Here is a 24950-nt window from a genome sequence, read left to right on the forward strand (position 1 = left end):
CCGCCGAATCAAACGGGTCGCAAGGCCCACACGGCAGGTTGGTACGGACGCATAGCTCAGTTGGTAGAGCAGCTGACTCTTAATCAGCGGGTCCTTGGTTCGAGCCCAAGTGCGTCCACCACACCTCAGACGGAACCCTTTATGGGGACGCATAGCTCAGTTGGTAGAGCAGCTGACTCTTAATCAGCGGGTCCTTGGTTCGAGCCCAAGTGCGTCCACCATTTTCAAACTGCCTTCATCATGTTCTGAATGACGACTGCCGGTTATTGGCTGTCTGGCGCTTGAGTCAAATTGCTTGCGGTTGATCGTCCAAAACGATCCCGTAAATCCGATCCAGATCGCGAACGACGCGGCTTTTCAACGATGATGTAAACTCCACACCGACTGCATCATCGTTACGCCACCGTATCTGGCCCTCGATGGGCTTAAGGTGGGCAATTCTAAGCTGAACGACTTCACCTTCGTCGAACGCACCAGCGTTGCCCACGATGCTACAGCCGCCTTCAGAAATGTTGCCAAGTTCCACAGGCAGAACATGCCACATGGACTTGCGACACCGCGCCTGAAGCAGGACCGGTCTCCTGACACTTGCTCGATCGCCATCTTCATTCGTCAGCACGACATACCTCTACTGTGCTTCGGCTGACTGTGCGGTAATCGACAGAAGTAAACTCTAGGTTTCACTGCTGTTGATCGGTGGCATCCTTGTCCACCGGCGGCACCCCTGTGGCCTGAATCTGGGAATCTATCTCTTTAGCCCGGTCGACAATTGATTTGGTTGCGGTGTCATATCGCTCATTGAAATCGGGCTCGCGCTTGCATCCTCCCAAGGTGCAAACCAATGCCAATCCCGCAAGGAATGCGCGGGATTGCATCAATAGTTCTTCTTGATGCGCACGTTCAGGCTGTTGACGCCCGATCCGCCCGCCTGGCTCAGCACCGAGAGCCACTTCGTAACACTCACTTCCAATTGGGTTGCGGTGAACCCCCGCGCATCGGTGATCAATTCGACATATATATCGTCGGTAAGATACTGGCCCGCAGCCACGGCCGTTCCACGCCCGCTGGCTTCGTCAGGGCCAAGAATGCGCAGACGATCGATGCCTGCTGCCGAGCGCAGTTTGCCCAGAGGGTTAAGCCCGCCTCCAGTGCCTCGCAGCGAATTGAGCGAGGATGCGAGTTGAACGGCTTGCAATGCCGACAGGTTGGCAATCGAACTGCCGAATAGGATGCGTGACAGCACTTCATCGTCCGGCAGACTAGGGGTCGATGAGAAATCGATCTGTGGGTTGAATGCGCGTCCGGTGACATTCACGCTGACTTCGACGTCATCGATGTCGTCTGTGGCGGTAATCGCCACCGTCGGATCGACCGTCTGACCACCATTGAACGACACCAGTCCGTTACTCAGATCGAAGGATCGGCCTGCAAAGCCCAACGTCCCGCGTATCAGTTCCACTTCGCCCGCAACCGACGGTGCAGCGCTGGTGCCGCTTACTCGAAAGTTTGCGCTCCATTCGGATTCGAGGCCCATTCCGGAAACATACAGCTTCTCCGGTGCGCGTAGCTGCAGGTCCAACCGGATGAGGCCAAAAGCACTGCTAGACTTCGGTGCCGGCTCGTCACCCGTGATGCGTTTGGGTCCGACTGGAGGCTTGAACCGTACGCCCGTCAAACGCGGTACCTGCGCGGCGCCTTCGCGGACGATCTGATACCGCGTTTCGGGCAACCTGATCTGACCCGCAAGCAGGGCCGTCTGTCCTGCTGCCTTGGTAAGGCGCAATTCACCGGTTGCAGTGGCTGATAGAGCATCACTGCGCGCGAGCCTTGCTCGGTCGAGCTTGACGCTCAAATCCATCGGGTAGCCTTGGTCGGCGGCAAGACTGACCCTACCACTCGCGCTTACTGTTCCGTCGCCTGCACGGGCAGTCAACGAGGTCAGTTCCATCGTGTTGCCGTTGAAGCGGCCGGCCAGCGCCATGGAACTCAGGCGTGTACCATAGGCCTGATTTTCGTAAACAAGGTCACGGCCCTGAACGATGCCATTGATGCAGGGGTCCGATACCCGGCACGAAAAGTCCGCAGCCAGGCCAATCGGGCCCGAAAGCGTTTGCCCCGAAAGCCCGGCGAAGGAAAATAGCGTGTCCGCCGGTCCATTATAGCGGATGCCTCCGCCGAGCGGCGCCTCCAGCAAGCGCGTGGTCCATGGTCCTTCGCCCGGAGGCAGTGGCCTGAGACTGGCGATCATGCGGCCGATGACCGTCCCGCGGCGGCGGAATACGGCTCTGGCCTCACCACCGTCTGCCAGCAATTTGCCGACAAAATTTATGTCGACTGGCTGGCTCACCGTGCTGGAACTGGTGCGCGTAAAATTGCTGAGCGTCATTCGTGCATCGGCACGCGGGAACGAAGAAGTATTTGTCTGCTCGAAATCGAAATTACCGGTGGCTTTGCCGCCGATCCCATATCCCGGCATGAATGCGTTGACCAAGGCCATGTCGATGCCTTCAAGTCGGCTCTGGATCTTCATTCCGTTGCCGTAGGACCCAGCCAGCTTGATGGTGCCCCCGCCAAAGGCAACGCTGGTTGGCAGCAATTCGTAGCTACCGCCCCTTGGTACGATGCGCGCGGGCGTTGACGTCTTGAGTTCAAGGCCGCGCACTCTGCCCTGCAGCGATACTCGCCACAGATCAGGCTGAAGATCTGCATTGAGGCCAACCCTGAACGGTACGCCGCTTACACCTTCTATCAGGCCTTTCGCCTTGCCCCTGCCATCGCGATAATCAATCAGCACCCGCGCGGCAGCCAGATCGAGCGCCCCGATGCTTGTGCCCGCGACTTGCGCGTCAGCGACGACGTAGGGCTTGTCATAAAGTACGACGCGACCATCCACGATCGCGGACCCGATCGACAGGTTAGCAGGGCCCTGGAAGTTGGCATTCTGAACCCGAAGATTGAAGTCGGCTGCCTGATACTTGCCTTCAGCGCCGAGCCTTATCAGACCGCCGACCCCATTTCCATTCGCGGTCAGCTGCCCTGTGAAAGGCCCTGCAGGGGTCTGAACCATCCGCCCGGCAAAGTCGACGCCGGACAGGCTGGCCTTGTTGATGTCGACGGATGTCGCCTTGCCCAGGCCGAGAGTCACATCAGCGGTCAATGGACCATAATTTGTGTCCGCTTTAGCATTGAGGCGATAACCTCCTTTGGCTCCCGTAATCCGTGCATCAAGATTGACGATGCCAATCCCAAGTCCAGGTTTTTCGGCCGTTATATGAGCGTCGGGGTTGGCGATCGTACCGGTAACCCTGACCCCTAGCGCCCCGTACTGTTTCGAGCTGCCACTGGCATTGAGAGCAATGCGCCCATCTGGCGACCAGCTGCCCTGGCCACTGGTCACGCGCAGAAGCGGCGCATTCAAACGAACGCCCGAAAAACGAACAACGCCGTCAGAGCCATAGCGTACGTTAGACGACGCGGAGAAGTTGCCGCCAAGATACGTTTGAAGGCTCTCGTTCAAGAGCCTGGTAGACCGGGCGCGAACTGTACCTTGCAGCGCAAAGCCCTGAGCCTCGGTCTTCAGGTCCATGTTCGTGCGAATGTTGAAAATACCGACGCTATCAAGGCGATAGTTGTCAATTTTCCCGTCAATCGCACCGGTATAAAGGCCCTTGCTCATATCCGCGACGAGGATCAGCCCGGCGTTTATCCGGTCCGATCGGATCCGCATATTGTCAGACAGGACCCGTGGCCCTTCGATCGCTAGGTCGCCATTCAATGCGACGTTGACGAGCGTCCCGCCGGCAACCGTGTCAAGCCCGGTGATGCGCCTCACCCGAGCGGAAACGGGTATCATGATGTGGTCGGCGTCGACTTTGGCAGCACCGTTTGCCGACAGACCTTCCAGCCCCATGTCATTCATGACGACGCGGTCAGCAAGTATTTGGTAATTCACCGATGGGGTGGAGAATGCGCCATCCAGCGTCAGGTTTGCTCGCCACCCTGCACCACTCAGGTTCTCGGCGACGGCTGCGGGTTTCAGCAGCACGAATGCCAGCTTAAGATCCTGAAAGGTGTTTTCACCGAGATCTACAACGCCGTTAGGCGTCAGATTAAACGCGTCGCTGGAGATCATTCCCGATACCGTCGCCCGACGTTGTTGGAACGCAGCGGTAACATCGACGTTCATGACCGACCCAAGCAAATTCGCCGAGGGACCAGTGAACATTCGCGCAATACGCGTCGGCCCTTTGATCGCGAATGTCCCGTTCCGTGCGGTCAATGTAAGGCGCGCAAGATCACCATCGCCGAGATTGGCCGATAGATTTCCGTTCCAAGCCATCCAATCGCCTTTACCGGCGATCTTGAGCGTAATCGGTTGGGTTAGACCGCCCAGGGTTGCGATCAGCCCTCCTCGGGGGGCAGCCATGTCGAGATCAATATCGAGCCGGTTGCGTTCGGGTACGGCGTCGAGATTCAGCGTGAAGCGATCACCGCCGCCCCTGCCCTCGACCGCAATCGTACCGCCCTTGGCATTTATCTGCGCACGACCGTCTGCAATGTGAGTGCGGCCACTTACCGTCATGATACGCCGTTGACCCGACACGGGAGGCTCGGCGATGAAGCGGTCGATCCGCAGGTTGCCGATATCTATGTCAAGATTCGGCAGGAGCGGAGCGTCGCTCGGTGGCGTCTCCCGAAACTGCGGCGATCGACGAAGAACGACCCGGGCGGCGGTTGCGCTGCGAACATCGACGTGATTGTCTAGGTAGGCGAATGGCCGCCAATCGACGTTGATTTCCGGCGAATACAAGAATTCGCCACGCGGGTCGCGCACGGACAGACCGCGCAGCGTCATCTTGCCGTATAGCGACCCATCGATCCGCGCGACCGAAATCCGCATGCCGTTCTCGAACTCGAGCCCGGCTATCTGATCCGCTACGAAGCGGCGGCCCGGCCCGGTATTGATTCCGAGAATGACGGCTACGAGAAACGCCAGCACCCCCAAAAGAATGAACGCGATCGTTTTCAACGCCCGGATACGAAACCGATGCGCGCGAGAGGCACCAGACGTCTCGACAGCCGTGTTTTCTGCCGAGTACTCTTGCGCCGGAGTGTCTCCACTTTGATCAATCGGATCAGTCATTAGAACGCCTGCCCGATTGAAACGTAGAGATTGAAGCGGGATTCGCCGGGCTTGCGACCAAGGGGCGTCGCCACGTCCAGGCGGACGGGTCCGAAATTAGTATAGAAGCGGCCACCGATGCCGACACCATAACGCAGATTATTGAACTGAGGTGTTGTCTCACGATAGGCTTGCCCGGCATCTACGAAGGCGACGACGCCATAGTTGCCGAAACGATAGCGCGCTTCGAAAGAGCCCTCGTTCAAGCTCCGTCCACCTACGGGGTTGCCATCCGGAGCCTGCTCTCCAAGCGCTTGATAAGCATAGCCGCGTACGGATCCGCCGCCGCCCGCATACAGTCTGCGGGATGGCGCTATGTCGAACAACCCGGCCCCCTGAATTGTCCCGAACCGGAGACGACCGGCAAGTATCAGGCTGTCATTCACCGAGAAGTAGGTGGACCCGTCGATCCTGGCTCTCACATACGGATCAAATCCGCCACGTACCGTAGCCTCTGGTTGCACAAGCGCCGTTACGCGGAAACCCTTGGTGGGATTGAGCAGATCGTCCGATGTGTCGAAACCGACCTGCCCGTTTACTCCGGCGACGTAATACGTGTTTCGCTTGCGACCACCCGTCGCGAAGTCATAGTCCGTCTCGGCCGTTCCCAGGAACTCTACGCCGAAGGCATAAGTATATCGCTTTTGCCAGATCGGCGTGGAATCCCTGGCGATGCGCGCCGCAATTCGTCCCGTGTAAGCGCTGTAAGCATCGTAGTCATTGTGGAACGCCTCAACGACCACCTCAAAAGTGCGATCCCGTTTACCCGCATTCGAACGGCGAAACGTGACGCCTGCCCCTTGCTGGCGCGTACCGGCAATAGCGTGGCCGATCAGCGCGCCCTCAGGCGGGAAAAGGTTGCGATGCGTCCAAGTCGCCTGAGCGGTGATGCCTTCACCCGCCGCATAGCCGACGGAGCCAGCAATCGTTCGAGGCGGCCCGGCGTCCTGCTTGACATGCAGCGAGACGTATTCCGTCCCGTCACCGGCATCCTCGCCGGTTTTTTCGGGCTCGACCGAAACCGTGGAAAACAGACTGGTGGCGACCAACGCTTTGCGCAGATCGTCGACCTTCCGACTGTCGTAGAGTTCCCCGCGCTTGAACCGCGAAAGTACTTGTACATGCTTGGCATTGAACGCGAGATCGCCATCGGTCGTGATCGCTCCGAAACGGCCACGCGGCCCCACGTCCACCGGCAGGGTATACACACCCTCGGCGGTGTCCTGATCCAAGAGGATATCGCGCTGGCCGACGGCGGCGAAGGGATAGCCGTTTTCCGGCAGTGCCACTGCAACTTTAGCTTCGGCACCCTGCACCCGTTCGGCGACAATTGGCTCACCGACCCGGATTGCAAAGTTATCCGCGATCAAGGTTGGCGGTACAGTAGGGTCGGCTTTGATCTTGATGTCCGAGAAAACGTAGCGCTTGCCGGGCGTGACGGAGATTACTGCCTTGAGCGCGGGATCGCCTTGGTTGGTCGACGGATCAAGACGCGTTTGGATCGTTGGGCTGTACCATCCTTCCGATGCCAGAACCGTTTCCATCAATTGGCTGTCTTCGGTAAGCCGGGCCGAAACCATGGCGGTGTTCGCCGCCTTGCCATCACCCTTCTTTAACGCTGACAGGGCATTGAACTCGCTCCGAAGGTTCGTCTCCGTTTCCTTGTCGGCCAATTCCAGGCCCTGCACGTCGGTCCGGTAACGGATCTCGACATCGCGATCGTCCTTTGGCGCGTCTTCGGCGAACTGCACGGGAGCGACTTCAAACTGGTCGATTGGTGGCAAAGGAGCATTCAGTTCCGCATCTCGAACCGGCGCGTCACCAATTGCCTCGACCGCATCACCGTCGGCCAGCGAGGGATCTCCCAAAGGAGCCTTGTCGACTGTTTCGGGGTTCGCGCGTGCCTGCTGCCCGGCCAGACGTCGTTCAAAGGCATCGATCGATTCAAGTGGCTTGCCGAGTTCGGGATCGTCGGACGCATCGAGCGAGGGAACGCTCGAATTGAATTCTTCGTCCGAGATGATCGACGGCACTTGGGGAAGTGGCGGTGCCGCTGGAGGCGGCGGCACAGGCACCTTGCCAGCTTCAAGGTCCGTTGGCTGGTCTGTTGAAACTTGTAATCCGGCACCGGCGTCATTGCCCTGCGCCTGAGCCGCAGTGCCCATCGAGCAGACCGCGAGTGCCAGTGAGATCGCCAATCTACTCGACCCGCAACTGGCGCGCAAATCAAGGGAACAAGGCGCCCTGTAGTCCATTAGCCTAGGCATGAGCAACGCGACGAACCACCCCTTTACCGGACCGAAAACACCGGCCCCTCCTGAACGTGCCTATCGCACTGCAACCGCGAAAGTTCCCCGGTTGATACAAGCCTATGATTGAAAAGGCTGATACCGTGGCCGATCCGTCACTTGACGCATCTGAAAGTGAGCAATCCGGTACTGCCGCGATAAGTCCTTGGAGTATGCCAAAAGCCGCGTGGAAGAAAGTGCTGAAACGCGTATGGGTCATGATCGGCTTCCACGAACTTGGCCTGCTGGCGGCGGGGTTGGCGTTTTACACGTTCCTGGCTCTCACCCCTTTGATCGCTGCCACCGTCATGGTCTATGGCCTCGTCGCGGATGTTGGCATGGTACGCAAGCAGATGGCGAGCATAATCGACGTCGTACCGCCAGACGTCGCCCGGCTGCTGGAAGAGCAGCTGCTGAGGATCATCACGACGAATTCAGGCGTGACCGGGCTGGCTCTGGTGATCGCATTGTTTTTTGCGATCTATGGCGGAATGCGCGCAGCAAGCGGCATGATGAGCGCGCTAAACGTTATTAATGAGGAACGAGAAACCAGGGGAGTTATCGCGCTGACGTTACGAGCGGCGGCATTGACGCTGTCAGCCATCGTCTTGGCTCTTACAGGGGTTTTATCGGGTGGCGTGTTCGCCTGGCTTCAAACGCAGACAAGCGTCTATCTTGGCGGTCTGACCGCCACGCTGTTCAAGATGCTGACATGGCTGTTCGCCATAGCGCTGGGGACTGCCGGATTCGCTCTGATCATGCGCTTTGGCCCCGATCGACGACCGGCTAAATGGCGTTGGCTGGCGCCGGGATCGCTACTCGCCACCCTGCTTTGGCTAGCTGTATCGTTCGGTTTCTCGCTCTATGTCGCTTACATCAGCGACTACAACGCGACGTATGGCTCGTTATCGGCGATTGTTGTCTTCCTCATGTGGTTGTTCCTATCGGCATATGGCGTTCTCCTTGGCGCCTTACTCAATGCAGAGATAGAGCGGCAGACTTTCTGCGACACTACTGCCGGACATGCTCGCCCTGCGGGGGAGCGAGGTGCGGTGCTTGCTGACGTCATTGACGACCATGTGCCATCATCGGAGCAATTGGCTAAGCACAAGCGGCGTCGCGCCGAGGCAGCCCGAAAGCAGGCTGACAGCAGGCAATCGTAGGACTTTTGGCGATTTCGCTGCTTTGCTTCTTGCAAGCGCAATCACACACTATTGACCTGAATGTCGAAAGCAAATAACCGCCTCACATCGAAATGTGGTGCAGGACATTGTAATGGCTTCGGATGTGATTTCCAAGGTTCGCAACTTGGTGTTAGATGGCGGCATGAGCAAGGCGGGCCTCGCCCGGGCCGCTGGCCTGCATGCCAATACGCTAAGAGATTGCACGGAACCTGACTGGAACCCCACCGCTGACACGCTGAACAAACTGGAGCGCGTGCTGTTCGCAAATGATGATCGGGAAATGCTTGTACCGATTGAAGAAATCATCGACGAAGCCCGAAACGGTCGAATGTTCATTCTGGTGGACGATGAGGACCGTGAGAACGAGGGCGACCTAGTGATCCCCGCGCAGATGGCGACCCCGGCTGCAGTAAATTTCATGGCTACTCACGGTCGGGGCCTGATTTGCCTGACCTTGACGAGCCAGCGCGTTGATGACCTTGGCCTCAACCTCATGAGCCAAAATAACGGCACGCGGCACGAGACGGCATTCACCGTGTCGATCGAGGCGCGCGAGGGAGTTACAACCGGCATTTCCGCAGGCGATCGTGCCCGCACGATCTCGGTCGCAATCGACGGAACAAAAACGCGCGATGATATCGTAACGCCCGGTCACGTCTTTCCGTTACGAGCGCGCGATGGCGGCGTGCTTGTTAGAGCGGGCCACACCGAAGCAGCCGTCGACATTTCACGGCTTGCTGGCTTGAACCCATCGGGCGTCATCTGTGAAATAATGCGTGAAGATGGCACGATGGCTCGCATGGACGATCTCATCGGTTTCGCTCGGGCACATGATTTGAAGATTGGCACCATACGCGACCTGATCGCTTATAGGCGCCGGCATGACCGGATGATTGAAAAGCGCAACGAGATGACTTTCCATTCTCGCCATGGCGGCGAATGGGTTGCCAGGTCATACTTCAATCGCGCGACCGGGGACGAAACCGTAGCGTTGGTCAAAGGTCGTATCGACCCTACTCAACCAACGCTTGTTCGTATGCACACCCTTTCTCTCTTCGCCGACATTTTCGGCGAAGACACTGGCGAGCGTGGTGAACTCCTGCATAGGTCTATGAACATGATCGCCGAGGAAGGCGCGGGAGTGATCGTCGTCATCAATCGCCCGATGAACCGGCTTATGTCCCGAGTGATCGACATCAAACAGGAATTCCGCAACGGGGGAACGCCTGATCTCGAAGAACTGCGCGATTATGGGGTCGGGGCGCAGATCCTGGCCGAGTTGGGCATCCACGACATGGTGCTATTAACCAACACGCATCATTCGCTTGTAGCGCTGGAAGGCTATGGCCTGAACATCGTATCGGAACGACCGATCGTGGACATTCTGGAAGGATCGAACTGATATGGCGCGTTTTCTGATAATCGAGGCTCGTTTCTACGATCATCTGAACGATAAACTGATCGCTGGCGCTCAGGCGGCGCTTGCCGCTGCTGGACATTCCGGTGAAGTGATCACCGTGCCAGGTGCGTTAGAGATACCGGCAGCGATTTCGCTCGCTGAAGCCAGCGGGGACTACGACGGCTTCGTCGCCATAGGCGTCGTCATCCGCGGCGAGACGTATCACTTTGAAATCGTGGCTGGCGAATCTGCCCGCGGCATCATGGCGCTGACGATGGATGGCATTGCCATAGGCAACGGCATACTAACTGTCGAAAACGAAGAACAAGCCTTGGTTCGTGCCGACCAGGATCAAAAAGACAAGGGTGGCGAGGCTGCAAAGGCGGCCATATCCCTTTACGATCTCAAGGCACGTTTTGGAAACTGACGTTTATTCGAAATGTCGCTTTAAGCAAATTCGAGCATCAACAGCGAAAGATTGATGCCAAAGGCGATACCACGCAGAATATCTCCAGAACCGATCTTTATTGTCCTGTTCCACCTTCGCCAAATCCCGCTTCAAACCTGAATTTGGCGAAGGCTGTTGTGGTGTTAACAGGCGTTACCTCTTTATTTTTCAATCCTGTCACAAGTTGGCCTGAACTGAAAAGATTCGCGGCTAAGACCTCGGCATCCCTGTTTGTAACAATCCAAAATGGAGGAGCATACGCGAGACGCGGATGCGAATAGTTGCTTAAGGCGTAGCCCGTAGCGGGCAAAGCATCTTGCGGTTTCAAAGCATTCAACTTTGAGATCGATGTTCCCGGCGACACCTGAATTAATCGCGGCGAAGATGACTGAGTGTCAATACTTATGCCGCCAGCTGCTGGTGACATGGGGACATGGAGAATACCAATCAACTCATGCGCAATCGCGCAAAAGCTGTGCGGCTGATTGGTATTGCAAACGAGCTGCTTGCGATGGCTCGGGAACTCGAGATCGGTGAAAGTCCGTCCGAAGTTTTGGACAATCTGAACGGAAGCAAATATCCGGTTGATGTCGACAAAAGTTCAAATGGTCAGGACCACCCTATCTGGGTTGAACTTGCCAGACAGACATACGAAGATCGGCGTCGTCGGACCAAGATATTTCGCTCCGAAGAGTTGTTCGGCGAGCCCGCCTGGGACATCCTGATAGATCTGTTCATCGCCGCCAAAGAGAGGCGTCGGGTATCCGTAACCAGCGCCTGTATCGGTTCGGCGGTCCCTTCGACGACAGCCTTGCGATGGATAGCAATCCTGGAGAGGCAAGGTCTGCTTGTTAGAGAGGCTGATCCAGGCGATGCCAGACGCGTCTATGTCAAACTGAGTGCGCGAGGCTATGCGGGAATGCTGGAGTACTTCGCCTCGGCATCCAGATCAGTAGTGCGAACTGAAGAACCAACCCGCGATCCGGTGCTGGCGCGACGAAATTAAAAAAGTGGACCGGCCGGCAGTTCGGCGCGGTCCACCTGAATTCAATCTATCAGTTGGCCAGACGTCCGAACGCACTGGCACCGGCGTAACGCGCCGCCTTACCCAATTCTTGTTCGATGCGAATAAGCTGGTTGTATTTTGCAAGCCGATCCGACCGAGCGAGCGACCCGGTTTTGATCTGCCCGCAATTGGTGGCGACCGCGAGATCGGCGATCGTGGCGTCTTCCGTCTCGCCGGAACGATGAGACATCACCGCAGTGTAGCCATTGCGGTTTGCAATAGAGACAGCCTCTAATGTCTCAGTGAGCGACCCGATCTGATTGACCTTGACCAGTAGCGAATTTGCGAGCCCCTTTTCGATGCCCATCGTCAAGCGCTTGGGGTTAGTAACAAACAGGTCGTCACCCACCAACTGAACCTTCTGGCCAATCTTGTCGGTCAGCGCCTTCCAACCTTCGAAATCGTCTTCGCTCATGCCATCTTCGATCGACACGATAGGATAGGCATCACACAAATCGGCCAAATAATCTGCGAACGCCACGGGATTAAGGCTGAGCCCTTCACCGCTGATCTCGTACTTGCCGTTCTTGAAGAACTCGGTGGAAGCGCAATCAAGAGCCAGCTTTATATCGGTGCCCGGTTTGAACCCAGCTTTTTCGATCGAAGCCATCACGAAGTCGAGCGCATCGCGAGTACTTGCCAGGTTGGGGGCAAAGCCGCCTTCATCACCAACGGCGGTCGCAAGGCCCTTTTCGTGAAGGCCCTTTTTCAAGGTGTGAAAGATTTCAGCGCCCCAGCGAACCGCTTCAGCGATTGATCCTGCCCCGACCGGCATGATCATGAATTCCTGAAAATCGATAGGGTTGTCCGCATGTTCACCGCCATTGATGATATTCATCATCGGCACGGGAAGAACGTGTGCAGACACGCCTCCTACGTATGAATAAAGCGGGAGCCCCCGCGCATTCGCGGCAGCCTTTGCAGCGGCAAGACTAACGCCGAGGATAGCATTTGCGCCAAGACGGGCCTTGTTTTCCGTCCCGTCGAGTTCGATCATCGTAAGGTCAAGATCTCGCTGGTCTTCAGCATCAAGGCCAATGAGCGCTTCGGCAATTTCACCATTGACCGCATCAACGGCCTTCTGGACCCCCTTGCCCAGATACCGGTTGCTGTCGCCATCCCGCAACTCGACCGCTTCATGAGCCCCGGTCGAGGCCCCTGACGGCACTGCGGCCCGTCCGAAACTACCATCCTCGAGCAATACGTCGACTTCGACAGTCGGATTGCCGCGGCTGTCAAGAATTTCCCGGCCGTGAATATCGATTATGGCGGTCATTTTGGCGGTTCTCCTCGCTTTGGCGCGCTGGTTGCGCCGTTTACGGGGGTCTTAGCAGGGGAACTTCGCAAGGCAAGTTGCGTTGCAGCAATAACGGGCGGGTTGTGTTACTCTGTCCTCATATGATTATTAGGGTGATTTTCGCCCACGAGCCACGAAGAGAAGGATAACTCCATGGTCGACCCCACCATCACCGGCAACGGCACGGAGAATGCCAAAAATCACTTCAACAAGGCGGTCGAGGAAGCGAAAGCCGGTGCACAAGCATTCGCCAACGAGATGACCGGTGAATGCAAGGCAAGAACGGGCGATGCCAAAGAACAGGCCAGCGCCTTCGCGTCTGATGCGAAATCCAAGGCGGCCGATTTTGCTGCGGAGGGTAAAGCCAAGGCCAGCCAGGCGATCGTCGGAATATCGAAAGTCATCGACGACAATGCCTCCTTGATCGATGCAAAGGTTGGTGCGCAGTACGGCGATTATGCGCGCAGCGCCTCCAAGTCGCTGAATGATGCCGCTCTTCGCCTTGACGAAAAGTCCATCGACGAACTGACTGAAGATGCACGAGAATTTGTACGGCAAAGTCCGGGACTTGCGATCGGTTTGGCAGTGACCACTGGCTTTGTCCTTTCGCGTCTTTTCTGCGGCAAGTAAGGGTGGAAGCTTTTGCCCGCTCATGACAGACATTTACCCTGAAGCCGCGGTAGCTAGCGACGTTCATTCCGAAGCGACGTTGGCGCAAGATTTGAAGCAGTTGGCGGGAGAAGCGAAGAGTCTGGCTCAAGCAGAGCTGGCATTTCAAAAGTCCCGCGCTTCCTATGTTGTATCGGAAGCGCGGGGAATAGTGGTCATCGCGACCTCCGCACTTGTCATTTTATTTTTTGCGGTCATGGCTTTTGTGGTTGGCCTGGTGTTAGCGCTCGGCCCAGTCCTCGGTCGCTGGGGAGCGATGCTCGCGGTAACTATCGGACTATTGCTCGTAGTCGCTATACTTGCAGTGAATTTGAGATCGCGGATACGACGGTTACGGTCAGTCGCAGGAACCAGCGAACGTGATGGAGGGCCAATTCATGAGTAAGCTGGCCCAAGTCATGGCAGATCGCCTGACGCGCGATGCTGCCCGCGCCCAGTTCGACGATCATTACGGAGCCTTCAAGGCTGATGTCCAAGCGCGCGGGATCGGCGGTCGAATTGCCGACGAAGCGATTGATCAGGCTCGGGTCATATTCGATGAGGCTGCCATCGTAGTGGAAGAACACCCCGCCGCCGTTGGTGGAACATTGGCAGCCATCGCGCTTTGGTTTGCTAGAGATTCGATCACGGTATGGATCGACCAATTACGTAAATAAGGAAAGCAAACGGTGAGCAAGATCGACTCTAACTCAGTCATTCCTTCGACTGCCTCGCCTTCTACCGCCAGTGGCACGAATGTCGTTGCGCTGCCCGCGACCAGCCAACAACGGCCCTCGGACCGTATAATTTCGTTCGTCAAGCGTCATCCCGTGGCTACGGTCGCTGGAGGGATAGCAATTGGTGTCGCGATAAGTGCTCTTCTCCCGCGCCGTACCAGCAGACGGCTTTTCGACCGTGCAGCCAATATTGCGGAAGCCGCTGGCGTGACTTCCTCGGCGCTCGGCAAGCGCACCTCGCAGAAAGTGGGAGGGTTGAGCAAGAAAGCGAAGAAAACCGCTATTGTTCTGGCTGATCGCACGGAACACGCCACGGAAGCGGCAGCCGACAAGCTGGAACAATACGGATCAGCTGCCTTGGCTGCAGCAAGCGTTCTGGGCAAAATTACAGCGAAGCGCGCCAGCCAATTTGGTGAGGTTGCACACGATGCTGCCGATAGGTTTGGAGATGCTGCATCAAGGCAATCGGATAAACTCCTGTCGGTGGCAGAAGATATCAAAGCGAAGGCAAAATCTCGTCGATAATCGCCCGACGGACACTTTGTCGTTGGTGGGGCAAACATCGACGCTTGCCGCGATCCATCGCTGAAATTATAAGAGCTGCTCTCCCCAGCAAGAAAGCGGCTCTTCTCTATGCAGAAGCTTCATTTAGTTATGGGCGGTCGGGTTAAAGACCCGCGCAGCCTGGAATTTACCGATCTTGAAGGCCTAGACCTCGTCGGCGTCTACCCAAATTACGCTTCTGCCGAAGAAGCGTGGAAGTCGAACGCTCAGCGCACTGTCGACGACGCCGAAATGAAGTACGTAATTGTCCACTTGCATCGGTTACTGGAGCCAGGACTTACGGAAGATACAACCGCACAATAAAAAAGGCCGGCTAAATGCCGGCCTTTTCATAGTCCGTGACCATCAAATGAATTCTATTTTTTGCACCAGATAGAATTTGTCGCCAGATGGGACCGTAACCTCGATCTCGTCTTCAACCCGGCGACCGATCAGTGCTTTGCCAAGAGGAGAGTTGTAGCTGATCCGCCCAACTTTCGCATCAGCCTCATAAGGACCCACGATCTGATATGTCACCGGTTTCTCGTCGTCATCCAACAAGGTTACGGTGGCACCAAAGATGATCTTATCGCCTGACAACGAGGCAGGATCAACAATTTGCGCGCGAGTGATCTTGTCTTCAAGATCGGCGATGGTCGCCTCTACCTGACCCTGCCGCTCCTTTGCTGCGTGATACTCTGCATTTTCAGACAGGTCACCATGCGCCCGTGCCTCTTCGATCGCATCTACGATCCTCGGACGTTCTTCACGCAGGGCCTTGAGGTCAGCAGTCAGCCTTTCGTAGCCTTCCGCGAGCATCGGCAGCTTTTCGATACTGGCCATTCTTACGTCATTCCTTTTGTCGCCAGCCCCACACTCGATCAACAGACAGGATAATATTCTCCTGTCCCGTCCCAGCCGATTACCGTGCTGAAGGCCGGGGCCGATCTGCGGCGATGTGGGGAAGCAAGATCGATTTCAGCTATAGTAGTCCTGCAACGATCGCACTTCAAGTTGGCTCCCGCGAATCGTCTTGATAGCTTCACTGGCAGCCAAGCTTGCCGCCGCAGTCGTGAAAATCGAAACCTTTGCCGCCAGCGCAGAGGCTCGGATCGAGGTGGAGTCCTTAAGACTTTGCCATCCCTCGGTCGTGTTGAAGATCAGCGAAATTTCGCCATCGACGATCTTGTCGACGATATGGGGACGCCCTTCCGCTACCTTGTTGACGACTTCAACCGGAAGGCCTGCCTCAGCAAGATACCGTTGGGTTCCCGACGTGGCGATCACTCGGAACCCTTCATCGAGCAACGTACGGATCGCAGGCAGGATCATAGGCTTGTCGCTGTTCTTGACCGAGACGAATACGGTGCCGGACGTCGGCAATCGCACACCCGCTCCCAGTTGCGCTTTTGCAAAGGCGGTCGGGAAATCCGCATCAATCCCCATGACTTCGCCTGTCGACTTCATTTCCGGGCTGAGCACAGGGTCCACGCCAGGGAAACGAGCGAACGGAAATACGGCTTCCTTCACAGCGACGTACGGCAGTTCGCGCTTGAACGGCGGGAAGGTCGACAGCATTTCCCCCGCCATGACCCTGCTGGCGATCTTGGCGACTGGCTGGCCAAGCGCCTTGGCAACAAAAGGAACCGTACGCGAGGCGCGAGGATTTACCTCAATCAGGTACACCTCGTTGTCCTTGATCGCGAACTGGATGTTCATCAGGCCACGCACATTCAGGCCGAACGCCAGCGCTTCCGCTTGGCGTTCCATCTCTACGATAATCGCGTCGGGCAGGCTGTAAGGTGGGAGAGAGCATGCGCTGTCTCCGCTGTGGATTCCGGCTTCTTCGATATGCTGCATCACGCCAGCAACGACGACTTGTTCGCCGTCGCAAAGCGCATCGACGTCGCACTCGATAGCATCGCGCAGGTATTGGTCGATCAGGACAGGACTGTCGCCTGAAACCTGCACGGCCGTTGCAATGTAATCATCAAGCTGTTGTTCGCTATCGACAATTTCCATCGCGCGGCCGCCCAGAACATAACTGGGACGCATCAACACCGGATACCCGATGCGATTGGCGACGGCGACGGCTTCATCACGGCTGCGAGCGATGCCATTCGCGGGCTGCTTCAGCCCAAGCTTCTCCACGAGAGCCGAGAAACGCTCCCGGTCCTCTGCAAGATCGATGGCATCGGGCGACGTTCCCAGGATCGGGATCCCTTCGTCTTCCAGCGCCTGTGCGAGCTTCAGGGGAGTCTGCCCACCGAACTGGACGATGACACCTACCAATTCCCCGCTCGATTGTTCGACCCGCAGAATTTCCAGCACGTCCTCGGCGGTCAGAGGCTCAAAGTAGAGGCGATCTGACGTGTCGTAGTCGGTGGAAACAGTTTCGGGATTGCAGTTGACCATGATGGTCTCAAAGCCGGCTTCCGACAGGGCAAAGCAGGCATGGACACAGCAATAATCAAACTCGATGCCTTGGCCGATGCGGTTGGGGCCGCCGCCAAGAATGACGATTTTGCGTCGCTCGGACGGCATCGCCTCATCCTCGGCCTCGCCGTAGAACGGACTTTCATATGTCGAGTACATGTAGGGAGTGATCGCGTCGAACTCGGCAGCGCAGCTGTCGATCCGCTTGAACACTGGCAACACACCAAGCTTGCGGCGCAATTGGCGAACTTCTCTTTCGCTCGTAGCCCCTGCCATCGCACGCAACGCGTCATGCAACAGGCCCGAGCGCTTGGCTTGTGTTTCACCAAGGCCGCCAGCGACGCCCACCGAGCGCACAGCCAGTTTGGCAAGACGCTTGTCGGAAAAGCCCATAGCCTTCAGGCGGCGCAGGCCGACGGCATCGTTGGGCAACCCGTGTTCGAGGATTTGGGTTTCGGCGGCGATAATCTCTTCGATGTGCCGGAGGAACCACTTGTCGTAGTGCGTGATCGCGTGGATTTCATCGACTGTGAAACCTTCACGGAACGCTTGGGCTGCATTGAGAAGGCGATCAGGTGTTGCACGTGACAATGCCGCGATGATGACGTCCCGTCCAGCGCCTTCCAGCGATAACACGCGATTGAAGCCGTCCAATCCGGTTTCGAGGCCACGCAAAGCCTTCTGCATGGACTCCTTGATGTTGCGGCCGATCGCCATCACTTCACCGACCGATTTCATGGCCGTCGTCAGATCGTCTTTGGCACCCTTGAACTTTTCGAAGGCGAACCGAGGTATCTTGGTCACGACGTAATCGATCGTAGGCTCGAACGCAGCAGGGGTAGCACCCGTGATCTCGTTCATGATCTCGTCAAGGGTGTAACCCACTGCGAGCTTGGCAGCCACGCGGGCGATCGGGAACCCGGTGGCTTTGGAAGCCAGAGCAGAAGAACGGGAGACGCGTGGGTTCATCTCGATGACGATCAAGCGACCGTCCTTGGGATTGACCGCAAATTGTACGTTCGAACCACCCGTTTCGACACCGATCTCGCGCAAAACCTCGATCGAGGCGGTACGCATGATCTGGTATTCCTTGTCGGTCAGCGTCAGCGCCGGGGCTACCGTGATGGAATCGCCTGTGTGGACACCCATCGGATCGACGTTTTCGATGGAGCAGATGATGATGCAGTTGTCGTGCTTGTCCCGCACGACTTCCATCTCGTACTCTTTCCACCCGAGCAGCGACTCTTCGATTAGCACTTCGGTGGTGGGCGACGCGTCGAGCCCCGACCGCACGATCGTTTCGAACTCGGCCTTGTTGTAGGCGATGCCGCCGCCGGTGCCGCCCATGGTGAAGCTGGGCCTGATGATCGACGGCAAGCCGGTCGTTTCGAGGACCTTGAACGCCTCGTCCAACGTATGGGCAACGCCGGAACGAGCTGATGAAAGGCCGATCTTGTCCATCGCCTCGCGGAAACGTTGGCGATCCTCGGCCTTGTCGATCGCGTCGGCATCGGCCCCGATCATCTGTACGCCGTATTTTTCGAGCGTGCCGTCGTTGAACAGAGCAAGCGCGCAGTTCAGCGCGGTTTGCCCGCCCATCGTTGGAAGAACCGCGTCGGGCCGCTCCTTTTCGATGATGCGTGCCACGATTTCAGGGGAGATAGGCTCGACGTACGTCGCATCGGCCATTTCCGGGTCGGTCATGATCGTGGCCGGGTTGGAATTGACCAGGATCACCCGGTATCCCTCTTCCTTCAGCGCCTTGATCGCCTGGGTCCCTGAATAGTCGAACTCACACGCCTGTCCGATGATGATCGGGCCTGCGCCGATGACGAGGATCGAGGAGATGTCAGTGCGTTTGGGCATGGGCCAGTTTCCGCCTTGGGTAATTCTTGTTTAGTGCGATCGAATGGGATGTTGCGATCCTTAGCAGGTCATGCCTGCCTTAGCTCAGCATCCCGACGAATTTTTCGAACAGATAGAAGCTGTCCTGCGGGCCGGGGCTAGCTTCGGGATGGTACTGAACGCCGAACGCGCGTTTGCCCTTGATGGCGATGCCGCAGTTCGATCCGTCGAAAAGGGACACGTGAGTTTCTTCGACGTGGTCAGGCAGCGTTTTGTTATCGACCGCGAACCCATGGTTCATCGACGTGATCTCGACCACACCGTCGGTCAGTCGCTTGACCGGATGATTTGCGCCGCGATGGCCTTGGTGCATCTTGCTGGTGGTTGCCCCCGCCGCAAGACCGAGCATCTGATGGCCAAGGCAGATACCGAAAACCGGCATGTCACGTTCCAGCAAAGACTGGATCACCGGCACCGCGTATTTCCCGGTAGCTGCAGGATCTCCGGGGCCGTTGGAAAGAAACACCCCGGCAGGTCCGAGCGCCATAATGGCGTCGATGCCCGTCTCGGCCGGGACGACGGTAACACGCGCGCCGGCCTTCACGAGGTTGCGGAAGATGTTATCTTTGGCGCCGTAATCTATGGCGACGACGTGAGGACGGGCGTCTCGCGGCGAGCGGCCGTAGCCGGTGCCCAGCGTCCACACGGAGCCTTCCCAGCCCTCCTGTATTTCACGGCTGACAATCTTGGCTAGATCCATCCCTTCAAGACCCGGCCATTCGCGGGCGCGCTGGATCAGGGCGGGAATGTCGAACTCACCGCCTGGATGATGAGCGATCACCGCATTGGGCGCACCGGCCAGACGAATGCGCCGCGTCAGCGCTCGGGTATCGATGCCCGACAGTCCGACCTTGCCCTTATCGGCGAGCCATTGGCCAAATTCACCCGCTGACCGGAAGCTGGAAGCGAGTGTCACTTCTTCACGAACCACGCAGCCGACCGCACCGTCCACCAGCGACTCAAGGTCTTCCTCATTGACGCCGACATTGCCGATGTGAGGGAAGGTGAAGGTGACGATCTGCCCCGCATACGAGGGGTCGGTCATCACTTCCTGATAACCGGTCATCGAGGTGTTGAAGCAGACTTCTCCCACCGATTCACCGACGTGGCCAAAGCCACGGCCCCAAACTACGTGCCCGTCGCTAAGGACGAGCACGCCGGTCGCCCCTTCAGGTTTGGGCGCAAGCGAAGATGCGGCGTCGGCCATGGTGGGTCGCTCCGTTGCAGGCGTTTTCTGACGTTGTGTGCTAAGACGCTGCCGCTAGAGACGGTTGTGCATCACGTCAAGGCAGGAGGGTGCAAAAAGCCCTTCGGGCTGCTAGTTTTGCCGCAATCCCTGCTCCCGCGAGCACCCTCAACACAGTCAGGACAGAAGAAAAACAATGCTTCGTGATTCGATCAAGGCCGCCCAGATCTCCGCCATGAAGGCAGGAGAAAAGCAGCGTTTGGCGACCGTTCGCCTCATTCTCGCGAAGATCAAGGACCGCGATATCGAGCTGCGGACTTCCGATACGGTTCCTGACGACGAGGCCCTCGTGATCGACGTGCTGCAGAAGATGGTGAAGCAGCGCCGCGAATCGATCCAGTTGTTCCAGCAGGGCGGTCGCCCTGACAAAGCAGCGGACGAACAGGCCGAGCTCGACGTGATTGAGACGTTTCTGCCTGCGCAGTTGAGCGAGGCAGACACCAAGGCGGCGATCGAACAGATCAAGGTTGAGACCGGCGCGTCCGGCATGAAGGACATGGGCAAGGTCATGGCCGAGTTGAAAGCGCGCCACGGCAGCGAGCTGGACATGGGCAAAGCCAGTGGCTGGGTGAAAGCCGCGCTGGCCTAAACTTGATCGGCAATCGGCAGCATGCTTACGCCCCAATGGCTCGACCAGCTCAGGTCCAAGATCACGCTATCGGCGTTGATCGGTCGATCTACGCGCCTGCAGAAGGCTGGGCGCGAGTTCAAGGCATGCTGCCCCTTCCATAACGAAAAATCGCCCAGCTTCACTGTCAATGACGACAAGGGGTTCTACCACTGCTTCGGCTGCGGTGCCCATGGCGATGCGATCCGATGGATGACCGACCATCAGGGTCTGGCGTTCATGGATGCGGTCAAGGAACTGGCGCTCGAGGCCGGAATGGATGTCCCGCAACCGGACCCCAAAGCTACTCGAGCGGCAGAAAAGCGTGACAGCCTGCACGATGTGATGGCTGCCGCGCAGGAGTGGTTTCGAGGGAACCTAAAAACACATGATGGCGACATAGGAACCACCTACCTCAACACACGCGGGTTCAACGCCCATACGGTCGAGCGTTTCGGCTTCGGCTATGCGCCCGAGGGTCGGCAGTCGCTAAAAGAAGCCCTCGCCCGCTTCCCCGAAGCCATGCTGATCGAAGCCGGCCTTCGCATCGTTGTTGACGATCGCGATCCGTACGACCGTTTTCGCGGCCGGTTGATGCTTCCGATCGAAGATGCGCGTGGCCGGGTGATCGCTTTCGGTGGCCGCATCCTCACGGACGCGAAGTCCGGCACCCCGAAATACCTCAACTCGCCCGACACCCCGCTCTTCGACAAAGGGCGGACCCTGTACAACCTGCATCGCGCCGCACCTGCTGCTCGCCAGTCGGGGAGGATGGTGGTTGTTGAGGGATACATGGATGTCATCGCCCTTGCCGCCGCCGGGATTGGCGAATGTGTGGCCCCCCTGGGCACGGCGCTCACCGAACATCAGATCGAGATGCTCTGGCGCCAGGTCGAAACGCCGATCCTGTGTTTCGATGGTGATGCCGCCGGTCAACGCGCTGCAATGCGGGCGATTACGCGCGCCCTGCCCCTGCTGCGCCCGGCCCATAGCCTGAAGATCGTCCGTCTGCCCGAGGGCCTCGACCCCGACGATCTGATCAAGGCCAAAGGCGCCCGCGCCATGGAAGCCATGCTCGACAGCGCCGCCAGTCTGGTCGACGTGCTGTGGGAAGTGGAGCGCGATTCAGTCCCCCTCCATACGCCGGAGGACAAGGCCGGGCTGAAAGCCAGGCTGATGGCACACGTGGAAACGATTCAGAACCCCGATATCGCCAGCCTCTATCGCCGCGAGTTGCAGGATCGCTATTCGGCCTTCGCCTTCCCGAAGCGCGAAAGCCGGTGGCAGCCCTCGTCCGGTCAGGGATACCAGCCTAGCCGCTCGGGCGGTTTTCAGAGAGGCAAGTGGAACGGCACCCCGCCCCCGGCCCCTTCCTCTCCCGAATCGATCAGCCGACTGAACTCACGCTATAAAGGCGCCGCGACGCGCGACGGACTATCGGCCGCGGTCCTTGCCGGACTGATGCGTCAGCCGCTGGTTCTCGCCCGCTATGCCGAGGCGCTGGCTCGAACTCCCAACCTCGACCCCCGATTCGCAGCGTTGGTGGAGTGGTGCCATTCTTCCCAGCCGCTTGAAACCGCACGCATTGAAACCATATTGCAACACAGCGGCATGGAGCCCCCGAAAACGTCGGAGTACTCCGACTTTCGATTCGGGTTTCTTGCCGCCAATGGCGATCCTGACAAATCCGCTGAAGAACTGGCGCAGGCCATAGAGCTTCTGATCGAAAGGCCAATGCTGGAAGCGGCGCTTCAAGCGGCCACCGAGCGGCACGAGCGGGAGTTTTCGGAAGAGACTTTCGCCGAGCAGCAGCGACTGCGTGAGAGAAAGCTGGAATTTGACAGTCGCCTCAGGCAAATGGCGACCAGACAGGCGTCTTCGTGATTGTATAATTATACGAAGGCACACGGGACAACGGCGGAAGAATGAGCAAAAACGAAACCAACGGCGCAGAGAATGACGGCACCGATGCGCCGCTGATTGATCTCAATGAAGGTTCGATCAAGAAGCTGATCGCCCGCGCCAAGCGTCGCGGCGTGATCACCTATGACGAACTGAATGAGGCCCTTCCGCAGGACCAGATGTCTTCCGAGCAGATCGAGGACATCATGGCCGCGATCTCCGAAATGGGCGTCAACATCGTCGAGAACGACGAGGATGCCGATAGCCAGCCCGAAGACGACCGTGAGGCCGAGGCCGAAGACGAAGCCGATGAGGTTTCGCAGCGGCTGGTCGTGGACACCAAGAAAAAAGAAACGATCGAGCGTACCGACGATCCGGTGCGCATGTACCTGCGCGAAATGGGCGCGGTGGAGCTGCTCAGCCGCGAGGGCGAAATCGCCATCGCGAAGCGCATCGAAGCCGGTCGCGACATGATGATTCTAGGGCTTTGCGAAAGCCCGATCACCTTCCACGCCATCATCCAGTGGTCCGAAGCGCTCAACAACGGTGAAATGCAGCTGCGCGAGATTCTCGATCTCGACGCCATGCTCTCCAAGGAGCCGCAGCCAGAAAACCTCAACGAGGATGGCGAAGGCGACGACGACGGCGAGATCAGCGAAAAGACCGCCGGACCGTCCTTCAAGGAAGAGGACGACGTCGAGGAAGAAGAATCCGCCGACGACGTGGACGAGGACGGCAACCCGCGCACCAAGCGTGCCGAGGAAGAGGACGAGGAGGACAACACTCTCAGCCTCGCCCAGATGGAAGCCGCTCTCAAGCCGGAAGCGCTGGAGAAGTTCGCCCAGATCACCGAGCTGTTCCAGACATTCGAGCGTCTGCAGTCCGAGCGCCTGGAAGCGCTGGCTCTCGGGATCGATTTCCCTGCGGCCAAGGAAGAACAGTATCAGCAGCTGCGCGAAGACCTGACCGCGCAGGTCGAATCCGTGCAATTCCATGCGACCAAGATCGAATATCTGGTCGACAACCTGTACGCCTTCAATCGTCGTCTCACCACGCTGGGCGGCCAGATGCTGCGTCTTGCCGAGCGTCACAAGGTCAAGCGCGCAGACTTCCTGGAAACCTATGTCGGCCGCGAACTGGACGATACCTGGCTTGCCGAAATGTCCAAGAAGGACAAGAAGTGGGCCGCGTTCGCCGAGAACGAAGCCGATCCGGTAGAGCGGATCCGCATGGAAGTTTCGGACATCGCCGCCGCCACGGGCATGGCGCTGCCGGAATTCCGTCGCATCGTGAACATGGTTCAGAAGGCCGAGCGTGAAGCGCGCATCGCCAAGAAGGAAATGGTCGAGGCGAACCTGCGTCTCGTGATCTCCATCGCCAAGAAATACACCAACCGCGGTCTGCAGTTCCTGGATCTTATCCAGGAAGGCAATATCGGCCTGATGAAGGCGGTCGATAAGTTCGAGTATCGCCGCGGCTACAAGTTCTCGACGTATGCCACCTGGTGGATCAGGCAGGCGATCACGCGCTCGATCGCCGATCAGGCGCGCACGATCCGCATTCCGGTCCATATGATCGAGACGATCAACAAGCTGGTTCGCACCAGCCGCCAGTTCCTGCACGAGCAGGGCCGCGAGCCGACGCCGGAAGAAATGGCCGAGCGTCTGTCCATGCCGCTCGAAAAGGTTCGCAAGGTGATGAAGATCGCCAAGGAGCCGATCTCCCTCGAAACGCCGATCGGCGACGAGGAAGACAGCCACCTAGGCGATTTCATCGAGGACAAGAACGCCATCATTCCCGTCGATGCGGCGATCCAGGCGAACCTCAAGGAAACCGTCACCCGCGTGCTTGCATCGCTCACGCCCCGCGAGGAACGCGTGCTGCGCATGCGTTTCGGCATCGGCATGAACACCGATCACACGCTGGAAGAAGTCGGCCAGCAGTTCTCGGTCACCCGCGAACGTATCCGTCAGATCGAAGCCAAGGCGCTGCGAAAGCTCAAGCACCCCAGCCGTTCACGCAAGATGCGCTCGTTCCTCGATCAGTAACGAATAGAAAAAGC

General features: G+C 58.0%; 21 protein-coding genes and 2 tRNA genes. 14 read left to right on the forward strand and 9 right to left on the reverse strand.

Features of this window, described 5'->3' with window-relative positions:
- Window positions 1-45: 45 nt before the first annotated feature.
- Both ACZ1JM_RS07565 and ACZ1JM_RS07570 read left to right on the forward strand, forming a co-directional pair.
- Window positions 46-121, forward strand: a tRNA-Lys gene (locus tag ACZ1JM_RS07565).
- A 24-nt stretch (window positions 122-145) separates the two neighbouring features.
- Window positions 146-221 (forward strand) — tRNA-Lys (locus ACZ1JM_RS07570).
- Window positions 222-286: 65 nt separating this feature from the next.
- On the opposite strand, the gene ACZ1JM_RS07575 is transcribed toward ACZ1JM_RS07570, so the two are convergent.
- The 4 genes from ACZ1JM_RS07575 to ACZ1JM_RS07590 form a co-directional block, all read right to left on the reverse strand.
- Entirely contained in the window at window positions 287-544 is a 258-nt protein-coding gene (locus ACZ1JM_RS07575; protein WP_465134224.1) for a PilZ domain-containing protein, read from the reverse strand.
- Between the two features lie 136 nt (window positions 545-680).
- Window positions 681-875, reverse strand: coding sequence for a hypothetical protein (locus tag ACZ1JM_RS07580; protein ID WP_465134225.1), 195 nt, complete (start codon window positions 873-875; stop codon window positions 681-683).
- Window positions 875-5143, reverse strand: a complete 4269-nt coding sequence (locus tag ACZ1JM_RS07585) for a translocation/assembly module TamB domain-containing protein (protein WP_465134226.1) — start codon at window positions 5141-5143, stop codon at window positions 875-877. The genes ACZ1JM_RS07580 and ACZ1JM_RS07585 overlap by 1 nt, the downstream gene beginning before the upstream one ends.
- On the reverse strand, window positions 5143-7347 hold the full coding sequence (locus ACZ1JM_RS07590; RefSeq protein WP_465135009.1) for an autotransporter assembly complex protein TamA: 2205 nt from the start codon (window positions 7345-7347) through the stop codon (window positions 5143-5145). The genes ACZ1JM_RS07585 and ACZ1JM_RS07590 overlap by 1 nt, the downstream gene beginning before the upstream one ends.
- Before the next feature lie 296 nt (window positions 7348-7643).
- On the opposite strand from ACZ1JM_RS07590, the gene ACZ1JM_RS07595 reads away from it, so the two are divergent.
- The 3 genes from ACZ1JM_RS07595 to ribH all read left to right on the forward strand — a co-directional run bounded on the left by ACZ1JM_RS07595 (window position 7644) and on the right by ribH (window position 10480).
- Window positions 7644-8633: a YihY/virulence factor BrkB family protein gene (locus ACZ1JM_RS07595; protein ID WP_465134227.1), complete on the forward strand. Its 990-nt coding sequence runs from the start codon at window positions 7644-7646 to the stop codon at window positions 8631-8633.
- A gap of 112 nt (window positions 8634-8745) precedes the next feature.
- Window positions 8746-10056: a 3,4-dihydroxy-2-butanone-4-phosphate synthase gene (ribB, locus tag ACZ1JM_RS07600; protein ID WP_465134228.1), complete on the forward strand. Its 1311-nt coding sequence runs from the start codon at window positions 8746-8748 to the stop codon at window positions 10054-10056.
- 1 nt (window position 10057) lies between these two features.
- Window positions 10058-10480, forward strand: a complete 423-nt coding sequence (gene ribH / locus ACZ1JM_RS07605) for a 6,7-dimethyl-8-ribityllumazine synthase (protein WP_465134229.1) — start codon at window positions 10058-10060, stop codon at window positions 10478-10480.
- Window positions 10481-10577: 97 nt separating this feature from the next.
- Here ribH and ACZ1JM_RS07610 read toward each other — a convergent pair whose 3' ends face one another.
- On the reverse strand, window positions 10578-10952 hold the full coding sequence (locus ACZ1JM_RS07610) for a hypothetical protein (protein WP_465134230.1): 375 nt from the start codon (window positions 10950-10952) through the stop codon (window positions 10578-10580).
- Here ACZ1JM_RS07610 and ACZ1JM_RS07615 point away from each other — a divergent pair.
- Window positions 10935-11507, forward strand: coding sequence for a MarR family transcriptional regulator (locus ACZ1JM_RS07615; protein WP_465134231.1), 573 nt, complete (start codon window positions 10935-10937; stop codon window positions 11505-11507). The two genes, ACZ1JM_RS07610 and ACZ1JM_RS07615, sit on opposite strands and share 18 nt — an antisense overlap.
- Window positions 11508-11556: 49 nt before the next feature.
- Here ACZ1JM_RS07615 and eno read toward each other — a convergent pair whose 3' ends face one another.
- The gene (eno, locus tag ACZ1JM_RS07620) at window positions 11557-12843 is read right to left on the reverse strand and encodes a phosphopyruvate hydratase (protein WP_465134232.1); all 1287 of its coding nucleotides are present in this window, start codon (window positions 12841-12843) and stop codon (window positions 11557-11559) included.
- Window positions 12844-13017: 174 nt separating this feature from the next.
- Between eno and ACZ1JM_RS07625 the strand changes: the two genes are divergently transcribed.
- From ACZ1JM_RS07625 to ACZ1JM_RS07645, 5 genes are all read left to right on the forward strand, one after another.
- Window positions 13018-13494, forward strand: a complete 477-nt coding sequence (locus ACZ1JM_RS07625) for a hypothetical protein (protein ID WP_465134233.1) — start codon at window positions 13018-13020, stop codon at window positions 13492-13494.
- Window positions 13495-13516: 22 nt separating this feature from the next.
- A complete protein-coding gene (locus ACZ1JM_RS07630) occupies window positions 13517-13918 on the forward strand; it encodes a phage holin family protein (protein WP_465134234.1) in 402 nt (133 codons plus the stop codon).
- Between the two features lie 13 nt (window positions 13919-13931).
- Complete coding sequence (locus tag ACZ1JM_RS07635) at window positions 13932-14189, forward strand: hypothetical protein (protein WP_465134235.1); 258 nt, start codon at window positions 13932-13934, stop codon at window positions 14187-14189.
- Window positions 14190-14201: 12 nt separating this feature from the next.
- Window positions 14202-14774, forward strand: a complete 573-nt coding sequence (locus ACZ1JM_RS07640; RefSeq protein ID WP_465134236.1) for a hypothetical protein — start codon at window positions 14202-14204, stop codon at window positions 14772-14774.
- Between the two features lie 108 nt (window positions 14775-14882).
- Entirely contained in the window at window positions 14883-15116 is a 234-nt protein-coding gene (locus tag ACZ1JM_RS07645) for a DUF4170 domain-containing protein (protein ID WP_465134237.1), read from the forward strand.
- Window positions 15117-15158: 42 nt separating this feature from the next.
- On the opposite strand, the gene greA is transcribed toward ACZ1JM_RS07645, so the two are convergent.
- From greA to carA, 3 genes are all read right to left on the reverse strand, one after another.
- A complete protein-coding gene (greA, locus tag ACZ1JM_RS07650; protein WP_465134238.1) occupies window positions 15159-15635 on the reverse strand; it encodes a transcription elongation factor GreA in 477 nt (158 codons plus the stop codon).
- Window positions 15636-15770: 135 nt separating this feature from the next.
- A complete protein-coding gene (carB, locus tag ACZ1JM_RS07655) occupies window positions 15771-19094 on the reverse strand; it encodes a carbamoyl-phosphate synthase large subunit (protein ID WP_465134239.1) in 3324 nt (1107 codons plus the stop codon).
- A 79-nt stretch (window positions 19095-19173) separates the two neighbouring features.
- Window positions 19174-20340, reverse strand: a complete 1167-nt coding sequence (carA, locus tag ACZ1JM_RS07660; RefSeq protein ID WP_465134240.1) for a glutamine-hydrolyzing carbamoyl-phosphate synthase small subunit — start codon at window positions 20338-20340, stop codon at window positions 19174-19176.
- A gap of 175 nt (window positions 20341-20515) precedes the next feature.
- Here carA and ACZ1JM_RS07665 point away from each other — a divergent pair, with 175 nt between their 5' ends.
- Genes ACZ1JM_RS07665 through rpoD form a run of 3 tightly spaced genes read left to right on the forward strand, consistent with a single transcriptional unit; the run spans window position 20516 to window position 24936 of the window.
- Window positions 20516-20968, forward strand: coding sequence for a GatB/YqeY domain-containing protein (locus ACZ1JM_RS07665; protein ID WP_465134241.1), 453 nt, complete (start codon window positions 20516-20518; stop codon window positions 20966-20968).
- Between the two features lie 21 nt (window positions 20969-20989).
- Window positions 20990-22870, forward strand: a complete 1881-nt coding sequence (gene dnaG / locus ACZ1JM_RS07670; protein WP_465134242.1) for a DNA primase — start codon at window positions 20990-20992, stop codon at window positions 22868-22870.
- A gap of 41 nt (window positions 22871-22911) precedes the next feature.
- Window positions 22912-24936, forward strand: coding sequence for an RNA polymerase sigma factor RpoD (gene rpoD / locus ACZ1JM_RS07675; RefSeq protein ID WP_465134243.1), 2025 nt, complete (start codon window positions 22912-22914; stop codon window positions 24934-24936).
- Window positions 24937-24950: the final 14 nt, after the last annotated feature.

It is taken from the genome of Novosphingobium sp. BL-S-24, from assembly GCF_055521575.1.

What these genes read in the sequence shown, in the direction of transcription:
- ACZ1JM_RS07575 (WP_465134224.1), bottom strand. Translation starts at nt 544, where the DNA reads ATGTGGCATGTTCTGCCTGTGGAACTTGGCAACATTTCTGAAGGCGGC.
- ACZ1JM_RS07580 (WP_465134225.1), bottom strand. Translation starts at nt 875, where the DNA reads ATGCAATCCCGCGCATTCCTTGCGGGATTGGCATTGGTTTGCACCTTG.
- ACZ1JM_RS07585 (WP_465134226.1), bottom strand. Translation starts at nt 5,143, where the DNA reads ATGACTGATCCGATTGATCAAAGTGGAGACACTCCGGCGCAAGAGTAC.
- ACZ1JM_RS07590 (WP_465135009.1), bottom strand. Translation starts at nt 7,347, where the DNA reads ATGGGCACTGCGGCTCAGGCGCAGGGCAATGACGCCGGTGCCGGATTA.
- ACZ1JM_RS07595 (WP_465134227.1), top strand. Translation starts at nt 7,644, where the DNA reads ATGCCAAAAGCCGCGTGGAAGAAAGTGCTGAAACGCGTATGGGTCATG.
- ribB (WP_465134228.1), top strand. Translation starts at nt 8,746, where the DNA reads ATGGCTTCGGATGTGATTTCCAAGGTTCGCAACTTGGTGTTAGATGGC.
- ribH (WP_465134229.1), top strand. Translation starts at nt 10,058, where the DNA reads ATGGCGCGTTTTCTGATAATCGAGGCTCGTTTCTACGATCATCTGAAC.
- ACZ1JM_RS07615 (WP_465134231.1), top strand. Translation starts at nt 10,935, where the DNA reads ATGGAGAATACCAATCAACTCATGCGCAATCGCGCAAAAGCTGTGCGG.
- eno (WP_465134232.1), bottom strand. Translation starts at nt 12,843, where the DNA reads ATGACCGCCATAATCGATATTCACGGCCGGGAAATTCTTGACAGCCGC.
- ACZ1JM_RS07625 (WP_465134233.1), top strand. Translation starts at nt 13,018, where the DNA reads ATGGTCGACCCCACCATCACCGGCAACGGCACGGAGAATGCCAAAAAT.
- ACZ1JM_RS07630 (WP_465134234.1), top strand. Translation starts at nt 13,517, where the DNA reads ATGACAGACATTTACCCTGAAGCCGCGGTAGCTAGCGACGTTCATTCC.
- ACZ1JM_RS07635 (WP_465134235.1), top strand. Translation starts at nt 13,932, where the DNA reads ATGGCAGATCGCCTGACGCGCGATGCTGCCCGCGCCCAGTTCGACGAT.
- ACZ1JM_RS07645 (WP_465134237.1), top strand. Translation starts at nt 14,883, where the DNA reads ATGCAGAAGCTTCATTTAGTTATGGGCGGTCGGGTTAAAGACCCGCGC.
- greA (WP_465134238.1), bottom strand. Translation starts at nt 15,635, where the DNA reads ATGGCCAGTATCGAAAAGCTGCCGATGCTCGCGGAAGGCTACGAAAGG.
- carB (WP_465134239.1), bottom strand. Translation starts at nt 19,094, where the DNA reads ATGCCCAAACGCACTGACATCTCCTCGATCCTCGTCATCGGCGCAGGC.
- carA (WP_465134240.1), bottom strand. Translation starts at nt 20,340, where the DNA reads ATGGCCGACGCCGCATCTTCGCTTGCGCCCAAACCTGAAGGGGCGACC.
- ACZ1JM_RS07665 (WP_465134241.1), top strand. Translation starts at nt 20,516, where the DNA reads ATGCTTCGTGATTCGATCAAGGCCGCCCAGATCTCCGCCATGAAGGCA.
- dnaG (WP_465134242.1), top strand. Translation starts at nt 20,990, where the DNA reads ATGCTTACGCCCCAATGGCTCGACCAGCTCAGGTCCAAGATCACGCTA.
- rpoD (WP_465134243.1), top strand. Translation starts at nt 22,912, where the DNA reads ATGAGCAAAAACGAAACCAACGGCGCAGAGAATGACGGCACCGATGCG.